Origin of the sequence: Vibrio sp. 1CM8B (assembly GCF_023161685.1) — a bacterium.
Classification (GTDB): domain Bacteria; phylum Pseudomonadota; class Gammaproteobacteria; order Enterobacterales; family Vibrionaceae; genus Vibrio; species Vibrio coralliirubri.
In genome coordinates this window covers 359038-376195 of sequence record NZ_JALNTU010000005.1, presented here as the reverse complement: position 1 = coordinate 376195, position 17158 = coordinate 359038, and the positions used below count along the sequence as shown (strand labels likewise).

Genomic DNA, 17158 nt, shown 5'->3' with positions numbered 1-17158 from the left:
ATGTTCAAACTCGAAACCAGCAGATTGATTCTTCGAGATATGACGCCTCAAGATGAGTCTGCGTTTGTTGGCATGTCTCAAGACGTAAAGTATCAGCGTTTCTATGATGAAAGTGATTGTGAACCTAACAAATATCGAGAGCTAACCCAGTTGTTTGTTACGCAGGCTTCGGAAGTTCCGCGACAGTCCTACCAGCTTGCGGTTGAAAGCAAAGATTCAGGGAAGTTTATTGGAAGCGTTTGTTTACGTCTTGAAGGCAACCTACAAGCTTCAATGGGCTGCGCTTTCTCAAGGGAGACGCAGGGAAAAGGGCTTTCTACAGAAGCGGCTAAAGCGCTCGCTAATTTCGGATTTTCAGAGCTGGGAGTGCAACGCATTTACGCCGAAACCATCAGTAAGAACTTAGCGGCCATCAAATTGTGTCAGTCATTGGGAATGAAACAAGAAGTGCGCTTTGAGAATCATCGATTTTTCAAAGGTAAGTGGTGGGATACTGTGAGGTTGGCAGTTGTTGGATCTGATTGGAAAAAGGCTTAGTGATGGAAAGTGGCATGCAGAAGCTAGATAAAGGGCTCGATAAAGACGGATTTATTCAAAACATTTATTCGCCAAAGAATATTGCGCCTGAATTTCAAGAAGTGGTGTCAGCAGTCGTTGATTCGCTGCCAAGAGAGCTCCCAGGACAAATAGATGGTATCTACTTGTACGGTAGCGTGCCAAGAGGGACTGCCATAATTGGTCGCTCTGATTTGGATGTTTCTATCGTGCTTTCTACGGCAATTGGTCAGAGAGAGCAGGAAGTATTTAAGCTACTTTCTGACACCATTCCCAAATCATATCCGCAAGTGACCAAGCTTGATATCGATCCTGGCTTCCTGCGGGATGTTCTGCAACCCACGGAAAAGTATCACTGGCACTTTTGGATCAAGCATTGCTGCTGTTGTGTTTGGGGGAATGATTTATCTAATGAGTTCCCACTATACAAACCAAGCATTGAGATCGCTCAAGCGCTTAATGGCGACTTGTCTACTTTTCTTGAGCAAATGAGTCCGTCTTTTCAAACAATGGCTGGTGGGGATGTCGCTAAGGTGATTGGAAAGAAGTTGGTTCGAGCTGCGTATTACTTTGTGGCTGAGCAAGACGGAAGTTGGTACACCAACCTGAGCCAGTGTACTGCCGTAGCCAAGCGTTATTACCCTAATCAAAGCGACGATATTGAGCTAGCGTATCAATATGCTCTTGGAAACTTGATATCTAAAACAGAAGCTTTTGAATTGTATAAAAGGCTGAGCAAAGAGCTGATTCGAGAGTAGGTGAATCGGCTAGTCAATGGATGAAGGAGGTATCACCGCTCAAGAAGCTTATGATGTTACGTGGTATTGCTTTGAAAGAAGTAGAGCACGTGGGTAGGTATCTTTAGTTTGGATTCGATAACCTGTTTACGACGTTTTTGAGGGCACAAAAACGGTGAAACCCCGATGTTGGTAGCATCGGGGTTTCGAATTTCTAGACTTCTCGACTGGTAAGATCGATTATCTTTTCTATGCAGAAGGCTGGATTAATCCAATCTTATTCCTTGGTAGGGAATTAGATACGGATGAAGTCCATGTGCTCAACTTTTGGCTTGAACGCGTGACGTTGAACGTCTTGTGGCTTAACCTTAACTTCTGCGCCGTCAATCAATAGAGTGATTGCTTCGTAGAATTCAGGCTTGTCCATTTGGTTGATCACGTCAGCGTGAACAAGTTCGATAGCTACAGCTTCAGCTTCGCCACCGTAGATTACAGCTGGGAATTTACCAGCGTGACGTAGGCGGCGGCTCGCACCTTTACCTAGTTCAGTACGTACTACTGCTTCAAATTTCATAGTTTTACTCTCAAATTAGTAAAAATTAACTTCACACCTCAATGCGACCTTGAGTGTGTGGTAATGCTTAAACATAAAAGTTCATGCTTAAGCGAGCGCGGATACTAACATCACATTCCAATATGAGCAAGTCAGAAGCCCATCTCAAAGTGAATTTCCTTCGATAATGGGTTCGTTTGGAGATAAAACGTTCGCTAACGCTTGTTTATCGCATTTTAGCCTCTTTTACATCGCCTTTCTTATCTATTTATATCACCGCTAAATCATCAAGTTAATGAACGGAAAATGAATGTTTGCCTAAGACTTGGTTAAGGCTTAGTTCGTTAATCTTAGTGTTAATTAAACAGCAGAATGAATAGGTGAAAATATGGAACCGGTAAGCATTGTCGTAATTACGCTAAACGAAGAGAAACGCATTAGCCGCTTAATGGAAGAGTTGAGCGTGCAAACCCACCAAGAGTTTGAAGTGATTGTTGTCGACTCGAACAGTGAAGACAACACCAGAGAAGTGGCACAAGCTTATGAAAACGCTTTGCCAAAATTAACTGTTCATCATATGGAAAACCGTGGTGTGAGCCTTGGCCGAAATACAGGTGCGTCATTAGCGCAATACAACCGAATCCTTTTCCTAGATGCCGATGTGAGCTTGCCTCGAAACTTCCTTGCGAAAGCGCTTTATGAACTAGAAGAGAAGAAGCTTGAAGTGGCGGGTGTGTACATGAGCTCGAAAGGTTTGCCGCTTGTACACAAGTTTGGTTACGGGCTATTTAACGCAGGCTTGTTTACTACTCAGTTCTTTTTCCCGACGGCGATTGGCGCATGTATTTTCTCGACGAAACGAGCGCATGATGAGATCGGCGGTTTCGATGAAGAGATCGTACTGTGTGAAGACTGTGACTACGTAAAACGTGCGAGCAAAACATGGCGATTTAGATTCTTAAATATGACTTTTGGTTTTGACCCGCGTCGTTTAGACCAAGATGGCGTTGTGAAAACAGGCTCTACTTATCTTAAAGCCAATGTAAGACGCTTCTTTAAAGGCGAAATGCGTAACAACGAGATGAACTACAAGTTTGGTCACTACAAAGAACAGTAAGCATCGAGGTTGTTATGTTTGATGGACTAGGGCTGTTTCTGGGAGCATTGGGTGATGCTCTCATTGGCCCAAACCTATTTGTACCGGGAGAGCCCTTTTTTATCGCTGCGGGCTTTCAACTGTATTCAGGTGCATGGATGGCGTTGGTTTTGGTAATGCTAGGTGGTTTACTTGGTGACCAACTCAGTTATTTCATTGGTTATAAATACGGCGCTAAGGCGCAACGAAGGCTCATTAAGTTTCGTCCCAAAACCAAAAGGTTAATCGCGCGATGCCGCTATCTGATTGCTCGTAAAGGTACATACATCATTCTTTTTGCTCGCTTATTAGGGCCTATCGCTTGGGTAGTGCCATTTATAGCGGGTTCGCATCGTGTACCGTGGCGCAATTTCAGTGTGTTGGCGTTGTTCGGCTTGGCTCTTGGTGGAGGACAGTTCATTGCTTGGGGCATGTTATTGGCGCACGGCGTTGAAAACTTTCCGTGGCTTAATAGCTTTAAGATATTTATCTCTGAGCATAATAGCTTGATCGTCGGTGTGTTTGCGGTATTGGTCTTCACCATTATTGGTTATCGAATGAAGTGGCGACGCTTGGTGCTTAAATCCAGTGCGTTGCTGTTGGCGTGGGTATTGTTTGCGAACTACGCACACTTTTTCTGGAAAGCGGATGATTTTCAGACTCAACAAGAGACGGCTCAAATAAACAAAGTAGACTGGAATTCGGTTACCTATAAAGCATTCCCAGGGAAATCGTCATTCTATTCAGCACAAGCGATCAACGTGATTTATGTTGGAGCAACCCCAAGAGATTTAATGAAGCAATTAGGCTGGATAGAGAATCAAACCTTCTCTCGAAATGAGATTGAATGGGCTGGCTATCTCGCATTGCTTAGAGACAAAACGCCACCTGTATCTGATTTGTATTGGCGAGACAAGCCGCAAGATATGGCGTTTCAATTGCCGGGTAATTTGATGAAGCGCAGCCATATTCGCTGGTGGCGCGCAGGTGTTGATATTAAAACTAGCCAGCCTCAGTGGTTAGGTGCGATTAGCTATGATGATGGCCTTAAAGTCACGCCTTACTCAGGCATTGTGACCGTACTTCATAACATTGACCCTAATGTTGATGAAGAGCGAGATAGGCTTGCTAATCAGATACGGACGTCACTACCAGACATCGAGTTAGACAAGTACCCATTGGCAACGGTGGAAGTGATCAATGACGATCATGATTATTACACTGATGGCAGGATTTTGGTTATCGGCTCTTAAGACTCGCTAAGTTAATTTTTCTGCTTTTGATACCTCTGTTTGTAGCATGCATTGCTCTCACGTAATGCTCTCTTTAGAGAGCGCTGCTTTTAAAAAGTCGACAAAACAACGAACTTTCAAAGGCGTGTATCTGTTTCGTGGATAAATGGCATTAAAGGGCAGGCTTTGGCTAGAATAGTTATCTAGAACAATCTTTAGTTGGTTAGACGAGAGCTCGTTATTTACCATCCAAAGAGGCAGTTGAACTAGGCCTGCACCCACCAAAGCAGCTTCAAGCAGCGTATCTCCATTATCACATTGAAAATTGCCAGATACAGTTGTCGACATCGTTTTCTCTTCGCTGGTGAAATGCCAAAGGTTAGGTGATTTCAACCTAGAATAAACCAGACAGTTGTGATTTTTTAAGTCCTCGGGTTGCTTTGGTTCTCCGTGCTTGGCTAAGTAGATTGGGGACGCTAACGTTAACATTGGATCGTCGAAAAGGTGTCTTGCAACAAGAGACGAGTCTTCCAACTCTTTTGCTCGGATAGCAACATCAACGCCCTCACTGATCAAATCGATATGCTTGTCATTGAGGAGCAAATTGATTTTTATATTTGGGTACAGTTTAAAGAATTTGGTAATTAACGGCGCAATGATAAGTCGACCAAATGCAATAGGCGCAGCAACACTCACCACTCCTTGAGGGGAGGATACCTCCAAGCGAGCTTTTGCTTCCGCCTCATCAAGCTCACTCAAAATGGCAACGCATGTCTCATAGTATTGTGCCCCTGCAGAAGTCAGTGAGTGCTCTCTGCTACTTCGAGTTAATAGTTTCACACCAACCTTCTTTTCCAGTGCCGCCACCTTTTTACTAATGGTGGTTTGAGTCGTGTTCATCTCTTTCCCTGTAGCAGAGAAACTGCCTGTTTCAACAACTCTGACAAAGGCTCGCATTGCACCTAATTGATCCATCTTAAATATTCCAAAAACGCATACTTGGTAGTTAATTTAGCATACTTCTAGTCACTTTTGTTTGTGGTTAAGATTCTCTCCAGCAAACGAAAGTAGTAACAAGACTGAGTTTGAATTAATTGAAAATGACGAAACTAGGGTAGGAAGAGAGGCAACATGAAAGAAGATATTTTGTTTGAAAACATTGAATTAGGTAATGGGCTGAATCTTGAAAACCGTATTGTTATGCCTCCAATGAGTCGCTCAAAAGCGAGTGATGATTTGATACCGACGGACGCTATGGCTGATTATTACGCTCGTAGAGCCGATACCGGGTTAATTATCGTTGAAGGCACGATCGTCTCGCCGATGGCGCAAGGTTACCCAAATAGTCCCGGTTTATATAATGAGGAACAGATTGAAGGCTGGAAAAAGGTAACGGACAAAGTTCATCAGAGTGGAGGCAAGATCTTTGCTCAACTTTGGCATTGTGGCCGTGTCTCGCATCCTTTTTACCTTGAAGGGAAGTTGCCGCTAGCACCTTCGGCTGTTCCTTTACAGGGTAAAGTGCCACGAGGCAAAGATTTGGAATATGGCATGCCAAGTGAAATGAGCGAAGAGGTCATTTTTTCTGTGATAGGAGAGTTTAAACAAGCCGCGGCTAACGCTCGTAAGGCTGGGTTTGACGGTGTTGAGATTCATGGTGCGAACGGTTATTTGATCGATCAATTTCTTCACTGGGAGACAAACCAACGAACTGACGCATGGGGCGGAACTCCTGAGAAAATGAGTCAATTTCTATTCAAGATTATTGAGGCTGTAAAACAAGAAGTTGAACACGTAGGCGTTCGTTTATCTCCGGTCGGGTATCTGCATTTAGAGGAAAACGAAGAAGACAAGGTGATTTCAGATTATTACTTGAAGCAGCTCAATCAGTACGAGCTCACCTATGTTCATAACGGCTCGATTGATGACAAGCCTTACCAGCATATTGATGGTTCGGTTACTCAATATATCCGAAGCTTGTATCAAGGGATCGTTATCGCGAGTGGAGGATATAGTGCAGAGAGTGCGCGTGAAATGCTTTCCAGAGGAGATGCTGATTTAGTGGCTATCGGTCGTCCATTGATTGCAAACCCAGACTATATCGAAAGAGTGAAGGCTCAACAGGAAATAAAACCGTACAGTAATGAGATGTTAGCTGAATTGGTGTAAATGTAATGAGTGGGGTTATCAGTATGAGCCGTAGTGGATATTTCAAATTCGGTTAAGCCAGAATAAAACTAAGCCCTAGTATTACGCTAGGGCTTATTGTTGTTTAACTGTTCTTAGCTTGTTCAGCCTTTACTTACTTTAAGCACCAGAGAAGCTTTTAAGCCGCCCATTGAGCTCTTACTGAGCGTTAGGCTGCCTCGGTAGCTGTGCGCCATTTCATTCACGATGTTAAGCCCTAAGCCTGTTCCTGGTGTGGTTTCATCGAGTCGAACGCCACGTTTGGTCACTTGCTCAAGCTTCTCTTCAGGAATGCCTTGGCCATCATCTTCAATCACCAACTCTATGTTGCCATCGTTGAGTTCATTTGCATGGACTCGGATAATGCTGCTCGCCCATTTGTAACTGTTCTCGAGTAGGTTGCCGACCATTTCATCAAGGTCGGTTTTCTCTACCGCCACTTCAATCTCAGAGTCTAGCTCGTTAATCATGGTGACTTCGTTGGCGGCATACACTTTATCAAACGCCATTGAGATAGCTTCAACACGCTCACAAGGTGAAGATTTCACCGATAGAATGTTCATTGCACCAGCCATGCGCGCACGGCCAAGGTGATAATCTATCTGGTTCTGAATCTGATGAATGGGTTGTTGTAACAATGTTTTGTCATCGTCTGGAAGTCGCTCTATCTCATTTTTCAAAACCGACAGCGGTGTTTTCAAAGCGTGAGATAAGTTTCCAGCGTGGTTACGCGCTCGCTCCAATAACTCTTGATAGTGGAAGAGTAGGGCATTGAGGTCAGAAACTAATGGAGAAACTTCTTTCGGGTAGTTGTCGCTTAACCCTTGTTGCTCGCCGTTTCTTAGCATCGCCAGTTCGCGTTGCATCTTGCTGAGCGGTAATAGCGACCAACTGACTTGAATACCGATCAACATCAGCACGCCAACAAACAGCAGCATTAGGATCAACCAGACTTGACCAGTCAGTTCGGTCAGTGTGGATTCTAATGGATCTTCATCGATACCAATGGTGATCGTGACAGGGTCGTTCAGTTCAGGCAGGTAGATATCTTGCTCGATGTAAATCAGCTTTTCTTTCTCTGGCCCTTTGACTGATGTGTGAATCGGCGAACGCTTGATGGTGAGGTCTTTATCCCATAGCGAGCGAGAACGAATGATCTGCTCTTGGGTAGCGGCGCGCCAATAAATACCACTGTAGGGTTGGTTGAACCTAGGATCAGACAGACGCTCTGCCATGATCAGGTTACCACTGTCATTGGTTTCGATATTGGCGGTTAACTCATCCATGGTTAAGCCAAGCTGCTGCTTCATGTCATCGACGAGGTAGTCGTTAACCAGCTTCGGAATCCCGACACCAGCCGCTAATATCATCGCACCTAGCCAAAAAGCCGCAGCAAGGAGCAAGCGGCTTTTTAGACTGATGTTTTTAAGTGTTCGTTTCTTCAGATTCATGCATTTCCAGCCTGCCTTTGCTCATCGTGACTTATCGTATTGCGATGATCAGAACAGGCTGTCCACTTAATTGATGGTTGCTCTTGGCGTGATTGATGACTGAGCTATTCAGCATTCAGTTGATAGCCAAGGCCACGAACGGTTTTGATGATCTTTGGTGCGATTTTTTTGCGAATACGACCAATGAACACCTCAACCGTGTTTGAGTCGCGATCGAAGTCTTGTTTATAGATGTGTTCAACCAGCTCTGTACGCGAGATAACCTTGTTTTGGTTATGCATGAAGTACGCGACAACTTTATATTCTAGCGCGGTTAGGCTAACCGCTTGGCCTTGCCACAATACTTTAGAACTGCGTGTGTCTAGGCTTAGATCGCCGATTTGAAGTATCGGAGCAGCACTGCCTGACGCTCGGCGCAGTTGAGCACGGATACGGGCAATGAGCTCGACCATCTCAAATGGCTTAGTTAGGTAGTCATCAGCACCTGCGTTCAAGCCCTCAACACGTTGAGTTAGCGTGTCACGAGCACTTAAGATAATCACTGGCGTGTTGATGTTTTCGTCTCGAATGCCTTTTAATACCGTTAGGCCGTCAAGCTTAGGTAAACCTAAATCGAGGACAATCGCGTCCCATTCTTCTGACGTTGCGCGGTAGAGTGCATCGATACCATCTTGAGAAAGCTCTGGAACCCAGTCGGCTCCCTCAAGTGTTTCAATAATTTGTTGGCCCAAACGAGGCTCATCTTCAACGACTAAAATTTTCATAATTGTTCTTCTTAATTCTTGTAATGACGGTTCGTCGTGCTTAACTATTCGTCGTGCTTAGTTAGTCGCCGTGTTTAATTGCGTCTTTAAAGTTGCGGCCTTTAATCATAAGCATTTCTAACGTCTCAGCGTTGTATTCGACTTTGATGATGTTGTTTTGGTAATTGATTTTTAGTTCATACACCCAAATGTCGTCATCTTCTTCTAGTTCGACTTTAATGATTCTGCCATGAAGATCGTTTTCAACCGCTGCATACATTTCTGAGAAAGGGCGAATGTAGCCTTCTCGTACGGCTTCGTAGACTTCGTCTTGGTCTTCTTCAAATTCGATGCTGGTTCCTGCTTTGTGAACGTCCTGCACTAATTCATGACCATTATGATGTGAGTCAGCCCATGCGTCAGCAGAAACAAATAAGCCTAAGCTTATAGAAAACAAAGAAATCATAGCTTTACTAAACATAGCGAATCCTAGAGAAGGTTGATAGCGTTCAGTATAAAAAAGTAATTCTGAACAGAAAGTGAACCTGATTAATAATGAGAATTTGATACCGAAAAACTTAACGCTCAAATGGCGAAGGCCTTAATACATAACACTAACCGCCGAGTGTTAAGAACGTAAGACTTACCTTAATTCTTAACCTTAACGCTGCTGTAGTTCGTCTTCGAATATCTTGTCTCTCATTTTCCAAAAGCGTCCGACCTTACGTGCAATCACGAATTGAGGTGGGCGGAATCTGTGTTGGTGAGCAACCACTTTCGTCGGTGAGGCTTCTTCAAAAGGGCGATGTCTGTCTGCAAGGTGAGGGCGAACAAACTGGTCTTTGAAGTTTTGCTTCTGCTTTTTGGTGGTTAATGACCAAAACTCATGCACTTGCGCTTGGTTTTCACCACGATAGGTGACCTTAAGTTGCGATTTCCCCTTCTCGTCTTTAAGCACGTTGAGGTCCATTTCTAAACATTCAAATACCAAGGCATCTTTTAGATTCAGTGCTTCTTTTAGTTTTTTGTCTGGGTCAACTAAGGTGGCATCGCACTCATGGCAAATGCGTGCGGCAATGTCGTTGTCCGCACCACATTCACCGCAATATTTCGCTCGGAAGCGATAATTACAGTGTTCGCGTTCGCCCGTGTCTTCATCGGTAAAGTAGCCTTGGCATTTACGACCAAAGTGCTCAAGTAAGAAGCCATTGCTGTCTAGCTTACCCCAAAAGTTATTGTTGAAGCCGCACGCCGGGCAAGGGATGGTGATGATTTCACTGTCTGAATCGGGTTTAGGGTCGCCGACCTCAGGTTGGTAAAGGTCGTAACTGTTGCCCGCATAGTCGAGCACCAAACACTCTTTCTTACCCGGCGATAGGCGTAAGCCACGGCCAACGATTTGTTGATACAAACTGATGGACTCTGTTGGGCGCAAAATCGCGATTAAATCGACGTGTGGCGCATCAAAACCTGTGGTTAAAACCGATACGTTAACCAAGAACTTGATTTTACGCTCTTTGAAGTCGCTGATAATTTGGTCACGTTCGAGAGTTGGTGTATCACCAATCACAATTGAAGCTTCACCTGCTGGCAATAAGCCGAGGATCTCTTGCGCGTGTCGAACAGTGGCAGCGAATACCATGATGCCGAGTTTGTCTTGGGCTAGATGAATAATCTGGTCGACAATTTGCGGGGTTGCGCGTTTCGATTGCTCGATAACCATGTCGAGTTCTGCTTCTTTGTAGCGACCGGTGCTCGCTGGCTTTAACTGCGAAAAGTCATAGCTCAGTACAGGAGCATCGATCATGCGTGCAGGAGTTAAGAAGCCTTCGTCGAGCAGATAACGAATCGGCAGCTCAAAAATACAGTCGCGGAAGAAGCGTGGCTCATCTGAACGCACTTGACCGCGAGTGTGGTATTGATAAATCCAACCCATCCCAAGACGATATGGGGTCGCTGTTAATCCAAGCACCTTGATGCCCGAATTATTCTCGCGTAAGTGAGTGATGACTTTCTGATAGCTACTGGTCTTTTCATCGGGAACACGGTGGCATTCGTCGATAACCAACAGCGAAAACTGGTTAGAGAATGAATCGAGATTTCGCACCACAGATTGCACCGAAGCAAACACGACTTGTTGGTCGGTTTCTTTGCGTCCTAAACCCGCAGAGAAAATCGAGCCTTTCAGCCCGTAACCTTCATACTTTTCATGGTTCTGTTCAACCAACTCTTTTACGTGAGCAAGTACCAACACTCGACCTTTCGCAAGCCTTGCTAATTCTGCAATCACAAGGCTTTTTCCTGCACCTGTTGGAAGCACAAGCACAGCCGGAGTTTGGTGTTTTCTGAAGTAATGAATCACTGATTTTACAGAATCAGCTTGGTACGGGCGGAGTGTATACATATCGCGTCTTGTAGGGTAGAAAACAAATAGTGTGAAATAGCTCAACTAATTGAGCAAAGGTGACTATAATACCCGACTTAGATTAGTTGAGGTATTCATGCGTTTAGATAAATTTCTGTGCGATGCATTAGGCGTCACTCGAAGAGAAGCAACACACTTATTAAAATCCAAGGCAGTGACAGTAAATGATGTCATTCAAAAAAGCGGTTCACTCAAGGTAACTGAAGAGTGCGTTGTGGAATGGCAAGGCAATGAACTGAATGTTCACGGCCCACGTTACATCATGCTTTATAAGCCAGAAGGCTTTGTTTGTTCGCATGAAGATGGCGCAAATCGTATCGCGTTTGAATTACTTGATGAAATCAAAATGGACAAGCTGCACTTTGCTGGCCGTCTAGATATTGATACAACAGGTCTTGTGTTGATTACCGACGATGGTAAGTGGTCTCACCGTATCACTTCGCCAAAGCACAAGTGCGAGAAGACGTACCGTGTGTGGTTGGTTGAACCTGTTGAAGACGATTACGTTGAAAAATTCAAAGAGGGCATCCAGCTTAAGAGCGAAGATGGCCTAACACTTCCTGCACACCTAGAAGTTCGAGCAGAGCGTGAAGTGCTGCTAACGATTCACGAAGGCAAATACCACCAAGTTAAACGTATGTTTGCTGCACTTGGTAACAAGGTAGAAGCACTACACCGTGAACGTATTGGCGAAATTGAGATGGACGAATCTTTAGAGTTAGGTGAATACCGTTACCTAACGCAAGAAGAAGTCGATTCAATCTGGAAGTAGTCCTTAGCTAGAAGTTGCTCTTAACAAGAAATTGTTCTTAGCAAGAAACAACTTTTGCTGGAAATAACCCTTTCGTTGTAAAGCCGACCATGGATAGCGTCGGCTGATGATGTTGACTGGTACTAGGAAAGTCTCAGCCAATCTTTGACTCGCGTACTCACGCTAGTCCCTAGCTCTATCAGTTGAACATTCGGAGAACCATGCAAACATCGACCTCACAGAGCCCAAGCTCCCAACCAGAAACCCCTCAATTAGGCTTAGTGCTGTTTTTGATTCTAGGCGCGATTGGTGCACTTACTCCGCTAGCCATTGATATGTATCTGCCAGCGATGCCGACCATTGCTAAAGATCTTGGTGTGACGGCGGGTGAAGTACAAATCACGCTAACAGCTTATACCGCAGGTTTCGCGTTGGGGCAGTTGCTGCATGGCCCGTTGGCGGATAGCTATGGTCGCAAGCCTGTACTGCTTATTGGTGTGTTCTTGTTTGCTATCGCTTCGATGGTGAGTGCGACAACACACGGTATTGAAGCGCTGACTTACATCCGTACCGCTCAAGGTTTTGCAGGTGCTGCGGCGGCCGTTATCATCCAAGCGGTGGTAAGAGACATGTTCGATCGTGAAGATTTCGCAAGAACCATGTCTTTCGTTACTTTGGTGATGACAGTTGCGCCATTGGTTGCTCCGATGATTGGCGGCTACTTAGCGTTGTGGTTCGGTTGGCGCTCAATTTTCTGGGTTTTGGCTATCTTTGCGGTGATCGTGATTCTAGCGGTATCGATGAAGATCCCAGAAACGCTACCTGCAGAAAACCGACAACCACTGCGCTTTAAAACAACGATTCGTAACTACGCTCGACTGTGTAAGAACCCAACAGCGATGGGCCTGATTTTCTCTGGTGCATTCTCTTTTTCAGGGATGTTTGCGTTCTTAACGGCAGGTTCATTCGTTTACATCGATATCTATGGCGTTCGCCCTGATCTGTTTGGCTACCTGTTCGGCTTGAATATTGTTGCTATGATCTTGATGACGAGCATCAATGGCCGAATCGTTAAGAAAGTGGGCTCTCACGCTATGCTTAGAGTCGGCTTAACCATTCAACTGTTTGCGGGCTTAGGCCTGTTAGTTGGTTGGATGTTAGATATCGGTTTGTGGGGTATTGTGCCATTCGTGATGCTGTTTATCGGCACACTGTCTACCATTGGTAGTAACTCAATGGCGCTGCTTTTAAGCGGATACCCGAATATGGCCGGCACAGCTTCTTCGCTTGCGGGCACGTTAAGATTTGGTACTGGTTCTGTAGTGGGGGCAATTGTTGCCATGCTACCGAGTGACACTGCAGGGCCAATGGCTATGATGATGGCAGCATGTGCAATACTGTCAGCATTACTATATTGGACATTAGGAAAGAAGGCATAATGTCAAAATACTATATTGAAATTCAGAAGTTAGTGAACGATGCGTTGGGCGAGTTGTATGCTCTACATAAGTCTGGTAAAGCGATCGACGCACCTATCGCGAACAACCTTTATCTTGTTCGTTGGGTAACAAAAGCGATTAAATCTCAAGCTTATGATCGCGTGATTGTGCCTGACTTAGTTCGCTGGCAGAAACAGGGTCGCTCAAAAGGCAACAACTCTGATTTAACTTTTACCTTTAAACGCATTTCTGCGTTTTACGGACGTTTTTTCCCTGAAGGCGAAGAGCCTAAAGCGCTAAAAGACAGTGATGTTGAAGCGTTCATGGACAAAATGTACGAGATGGGTTGGAGCGTATCGAGTGAAGACGAGCTAACGACTGGCGGCAAGATTCAATTCTTCACCGATGGCGAGCACTCTTTTGCTTTGTGTGGCAAACAGTGTGACGACTCTTTCGACGGTGAGTTGATGGTTAAGCCAATGAACTGGTTTGTTCGTGGTAACCACGCTGAGTTCATCCAAGCGGCGATGGAAGCGGGTTTCATGCTTCACAAAGTAACGGACTATAAGTCTGCAGTGAAGTATCACGGTGAATACATCGTTTACCCTGCTAACCAAGGCAACCAACTGGCTGAGATCCCGATTAGCGTTATCGGCTAATAGCGGATTCGAGATACGAAGAGCGGAATTATCCGCTCTTTTTTGCCTCTCATAGCGCGTGTCGCTAATTTGCTGTTAAGTCTTTTCGCATCCCGTTACTCGAATCCCGCATCTGCTTTTAATCTTTTCTCATCTCGACACTCGAATCCCGCATCCGCTTTTAATCTTTCCGCATCCTGTCACCCGAATCTCGCATCTGCTTTTAGTCTTTTCGCATCTTGTTACTCGAATCCCGCATCTGCTTTTAATCTTTTCGCATCTCGACACTCGAATCTCGTATCTGCTTTTAATCCTGTTCTTTAGCTTGCTTCTCAATCGCCTTTACCATGCCTTTAAAGATAAACAGGTGAGCTGGCATCATCGCAAACCAATACAGTAACCCTAGAAACCCCTTTGGATGCCACCAAGCCGAGATATTCAGCTCGCGAGAGTCACCGTGGTCAGAGACGGTAATCTCGAGTCGCCCTAAACCGGGGCCTTTCATACCGAAAAGCAGAGATAAAAACTGGTTTTCTTCACAACGAATGACTTTCCACGAATCGATTTTGTCACCGACTTTTAGATTGGGTCCTTCTGGCATTTGTCGAACTGGTACACCGCCACCGAAAAGAACATCCAACCATTCGCGTGTGCGCCATAAAGCGTTGGCGAAGAAGTAACCTTGCTTCGGGCTTCCGATTTGTTGAGCCACGTGCCAGAGCGATTCAAGTGAAGCGCTTGAAGTGATACTTGCGCCTGTTTTCTTCGGGTAATAACCGTATCCCGCTTGCCAGCGTTTGAATGCGGTTTTATCAAAGCCCCACACATTGCTTTTGACAAAGTTTCCTTCAGCGTGAATGGCTTGTTCAACCATGCTCTCAAACGAGACGAGCTTCTGAGGGTACTTTTCTCTGATGGTGGTCGAACTGGCGATGAAGTCGTGCTTTAAGCCTGCAAGCAGTGCTCTGCCTATGTTGGACGGTACAGAAGTCACCACGCCTAACCAATATGAAGCAATCTTTGGTGTCAGTAGCGATGTCGCCCACAGCCTGAGTGGACGATCGGCAGTTTTGGCAATATGAGCAAACTGGTTTCGGTAAGAGACAATATCCGGCCCACCAACCTCAAAGGTTTGGCTTTCGTTTGGCGTGTCTTGTGCAAGTTTCAGTAGGTAGTGGTTTAGGTTCTGCAAGGCAATTGGGTTGGCTTTAGAGTCAACCCACTTTGGCGCAATCATGATAGGTAAGTTGTACACGAAATCTCGCATGATCTCGAATGCCGCAGATCCTGGGCCAATGATCACGCCCGCTTGAAGCTCGGTAACTGGAACGGGTCCTTTACGAAGCAGTTCGCCGGTTTTCTTTCTCGCTTGAAGGTGCTCCGAATCACCTGTCTGAGGCTGTAAAGAGCTCAGGTAGATGACGTGTTGATTCTTTGGACCAAGAGCAGAAACAAAGTTACGGGCTAAGTTCAGCTCATAATCGATAAAGTCGTGGCCTTCTGCCATGCCATGGACGAGAAAGAAGATAAGATCAAAGTCGGGGACTAAGGCTTGTGTCGCAGCTTGATCGGCCAGATCAAGATACTCAAGTGATAAGTTTTCGTGAGGCTCGGTTCGTGCCTTTAAATAGTCGATATGCCTTGCTGCTGCCGTGACTTGATATCCTTGCTCAAGCAGGAGAGGGAGGAGTTGCGAACCAACATATCCAGAAGCGCCTAAAACCAGTACTTTCTTCATTGTTACTCCATTTATATCTGTGGTTAAAAACCGAACATTGATATAATAGCGCGATATTTATCTTTATTCATCAATACGTTCCGTTTAGGTCTCTCTCTATGTTGCTCTCTTCAATTATTCATCACACACGAGGTGATTTTGTTCGCAGGCTTATTGCGATTGCACTGCCTATCACCTTGCAGAGCATTATGTTTTCAAGCCGAGGCTTGGTGGATGTGTTGATGTTGGGCCAACTTGGCGAAGCAGACATTGCAGCTGTGGGTGTGGCGAGCCGAGCGATGTTCGTGACGACTATTATGCTGGTGGGTGTTACCACGGGCGGTGCTCTTCTGACTGCTCAATATTGGGGCGCGGGTAACAGACAAGGTGTGAGAGAAAGTACCGCGCTGACATGGCTAGTTTCGACACTGTTTGCGTTACTGACCATTGCGTTTTTTGTTTCATTTCCTGCACAAATCATGGGCGTGACGACCGACTCTCAAGAGGTCATCAACTTAGGCGTTGAATACATCGTAATTACCTCTTTTAGCATGCTAGCGGTATCGTGCGTCAGCAGTATGGCTGTAGGTTTGAGAGCGATGCATAAACCTGGGCTAAGTACCTTCTTTAGCGGTATCGGCATCCTGTCTAATGTGTTCTTAAACTGGGTGCTGATCTTCGGTAACTTAGGCTTTCCTGCGCTTGGAATCAAAGGTGCGGCGATTGCGACGGTACTGAGTGGTGCGATTGAAGTCGCGACTTTGTTTGGTTATCTCTATTTCTCTAAGCATTTATTAGCTTTTAAGTTCTGCGATATTAAAGCAGCAGCTTCGATCGATAAAGTGATTCGCTTCTTGAAGCTGTCTCTGCCGACCACGTTTAATTTCTTAGCATGGGCAGGTGGCTTGTTTGCTTATCACGCGATCATGGGGCAATCGGGCGTTCAGGGGCTGGCTGCGCTTTCAGTAATGACGCCGGTTGAATCTATCTCATTGAGTTTATTGATTGGTCTATCGAATGCGGCAGCGGTTCTAGTGGGTAACCAGCTTGGCGCGAAAAATAATGAAGCGGTTTACTATCAAGCACTTGGCTTAACAATTCTGTGTTTCTTAACCAGTATCGTTGTGGCCGTTTTTCTCTATTTCGTTCAAACGCCAATACTCAATGCCTTCAGCGCATTGACGGAAGAAACCAGAGCCCTCTCAGAGAAATTCATTCTGATACTCAGTGTGGGTATTGTCATTCGCTCGGTGCCATTGACTGTGATCGTTGGGGTGTTGAGAGCGGGTGGTGATGTGAAGTTCTGCCTCTATCAAGATTTGATTGCTCAGTGGGTGATCGGTATACCATTGGCAGCCATCGCGGCTATTTATTTAAAGTTCCCACCGGAGTGGGTATATCTGCTTTTCCTAACGGAAGAAGTTCTCAAGTGGGGCGGGTCGCTCTATCGCATGAAAACAAGAAAATGGATTAAAAACTTGATAGGAAGTTGAAGTAGGGCGCACCAATCGCATCACTTTATCGTTGGCGTGTGATCTATCTTTCAAAATACTTCCTCCTAACAGGGAATTAGTGTAGATTCTCCTTCCAAATTC

Annotated in this window: 16 protein-coding genes; 9 read left to right on the top strand and 7 right to left on the bottom strand. The window is 45.3% G+C overall.

The annotated features are described in order from the left end of the window. The gene (locus MSG36_RS13080) at positions 1-537 is read left to right on the top strand and encodes a GNAT family protein (protein ID WP_248368225.1); all 537 of its coding nucleotides are present in this window, start codon (positions 1-3) and stop codon (positions 535-537) included. 14 nt (positions 538-551) lie between these two features. Beyond that, on the top strand, positions 552-1313 hold the full coding sequence (locus MSG36_RS13075) for a nucleotidyltransferase domain-containing protein (RefSeq protein ID WP_248368361.1): 762 nt from the start codon (positions 552-554) through the stop codon (positions 1311-1313). A gap of 274 nt (positions 1314-1587) precedes the next feature. Here MSG36_RS13075 and rplY read toward each other — a convergent pair whose 3' ends face one another. After that, the gene (rplY, locus tag MSG36_RS13070) at positions 1588-1866 is read right to left on the bottom strand and encodes a 50S ribosomal protein L25 (RefSeq protein WP_017060373.1); all 279 of its coding nucleotides are present in this window, start codon (positions 1864-1866) and stop codon (positions 1588-1590) included. A gap of 367 nt (positions 1867-2233) precedes the next feature. Between rplY and MSG36_RS13065 the strand changes: the two genes are divergently transcribed. Continuing rightward, positions 2234-2962, top strand: coding sequence for a glycosyltransferase (locus MSG36_RS13065; RefSeq protein WP_017079049.1), 729 nt, complete (start codon positions 2234-2236; stop codon positions 2960-2962). Between the two features lie 14 nt (positions 2963-2976). Continuing rightward, positions 2977-4233: an LssY C-terminal domain-containing protein gene (locus MSG36_RS13060; RefSeq protein ID WP_248368223.1), complete on the top strand. Its 1257-nt coding sequence runs from the start codon at positions 2977-2979 to the stop codon at positions 4231-4233. Positions 4234-4290: 57 nt separating this feature from the next. Here MSG36_RS13060 and MSG36_RS13055 read toward each other — a convergent pair whose 3' ends face one another. Next, positions 4291-5187 carry a LysR family transcriptional regulator gene (locus MSG36_RS13055; protein WP_248368221.1) on the bottom strand — a complete coding sequence of 299 codons (897 nt, stop codon included), beginning with the start codon at positions 5185-5187 and terminating at the stop codon, positions 4291-4293. A 156-nt stretch (positions 5188-5343) separates the two neighbouring features. On the opposite strand from MSG36_RS13055, the gene MSG36_RS13050 reads away from it, so the two are divergent. Continuing rightward, on the top strand, positions 5344-6381 hold the full coding sequence (locus MSG36_RS13050; RefSeq protein ID WP_248368219.1) for an alkene reductase: 1038 nt from the start codon (positions 5344-5346) through the stop codon (positions 6379-6381). A gap of 122 nt (positions 6382-6503) precedes the next feature. Here MSG36_RS13050 and MSG36_RS13045 read toward each other — a convergent pair whose 3' ends face one another. The 4 genes from MSG36_RS13045 to MSG36_RS13030 form a co-directional block, all read right to left on the bottom strand. Continuing rightward, the gene (locus MSG36_RS13045; protein ID WP_248368218.1) at positions 6504-7850 is read right to left on the bottom strand and encodes an ATP-binding protein; all 1347 of its coding nucleotides are present in this window, start codon (positions 7848-7850) and stop codon (positions 6504-6506) included. Between the two features lie 104 nt (positions 7851-7954). Beyond that, positions 7955-8614 carry a response regulator transcription factor gene (locus MSG36_RS13040; protein WP_017060377.1) on the bottom strand — a complete coding sequence of 220 codons (660 nt, stop codon included), beginning with the start codon at positions 8612-8614 and terminating at the stop codon, positions 7955-7957. Between the two features lie 61 nt (positions 8615-8675). Continuing rightward, positions 8676-9074 carry a hypothetical protein gene (locus tag MSG36_RS13035; protein WP_122082466.1) on the bottom strand — a complete coding sequence of 133 codons (399 nt, stop codon included), beginning with the start codon at positions 9072-9074 and terminating at the stop codon, positions 8676-8678. A 180-nt stretch (positions 9075-9254) separates the two neighbouring features. Beyond that, complete coding sequence (locus MSG36_RS13030; protein ID WP_050052987.1) at positions 9255-10997, bottom strand: DEAD/DEAH box helicase; 1743 nt, start codon at positions 10995-10997, stop codon at positions 9255-9257. Positions 10998-11094: 97 nt separating this feature from the next. On the opposite strand from MSG36_RS13030, the gene rsuA reads away from it, so the two are divergent. The 3 genes from rsuA (at position 11095) to MSG36_RS13015 (ending at position 13867) form a co-directional block, all read left to right on the top strand. Further along, positions 11095-11790: a 16S rRNA pseudouridine(516) synthase RsuA gene (rsuA, locus tag MSG36_RS13025; RefSeq protein WP_017060380.1), complete on the top strand. Its 696-nt coding sequence runs from the start codon at positions 11095-11097 to the stop codon at positions 11788-11790. Positions 11791-11990: 200 nt separating this feature from the next. Then, positions 11991-13208, top strand: a complete 1218-nt coding sequence (locus MSG36_RS13020) for a Bcr/CflA family multidrug efflux MFS transporter (RefSeq protein ID WP_050645746.1) — start codon at positions 11991-11993, stop codon at positions 13206-13208. Further along, positions 13208-13867, top strand: a complete 660-nt coding sequence (locus tag MSG36_RS13015; RefSeq protein WP_010441495.1) for a DUF2913 family protein — start codon at positions 13208-13210, stop codon at positions 13865-13867. Before MSG36_RS13020 ends, MSG36_RS13015 begins: the two co-directional genes overlap by 1 nt. A gap of 286 nt (positions 13868-14153) precedes the next feature. Here MSG36_RS13015 and MSG36_RS13010 read toward each other — a convergent pair whose 3' ends face one another. Further along, a complete protein-coding gene (locus MSG36_RS13010) occupies positions 14154-15584 on the bottom strand; it encodes a DUF2867 domain-containing protein (RefSeq protein ID WP_050052985.1) in 1431 nt (476 codons plus the stop codon). Between the two features lie 98 nt (positions 15585-15682). Between MSG36_RS13010 and MSG36_RS13005 the strand changes: the two genes are divergently transcribed. Continuing rightward, positions 15683-17056 carry an MATE family efflux transporter gene (locus MSG36_RS13005; RefSeq protein ID WP_059019298.1) on the top strand — a complete coding sequence of 458 codons (1374 nt, stop codon included), beginning with the start codon at positions 15683-15685 and terminating at the stop codon, positions 17054-17056. Positions 17057-17158: the final 102 nt, after the last annotated feature.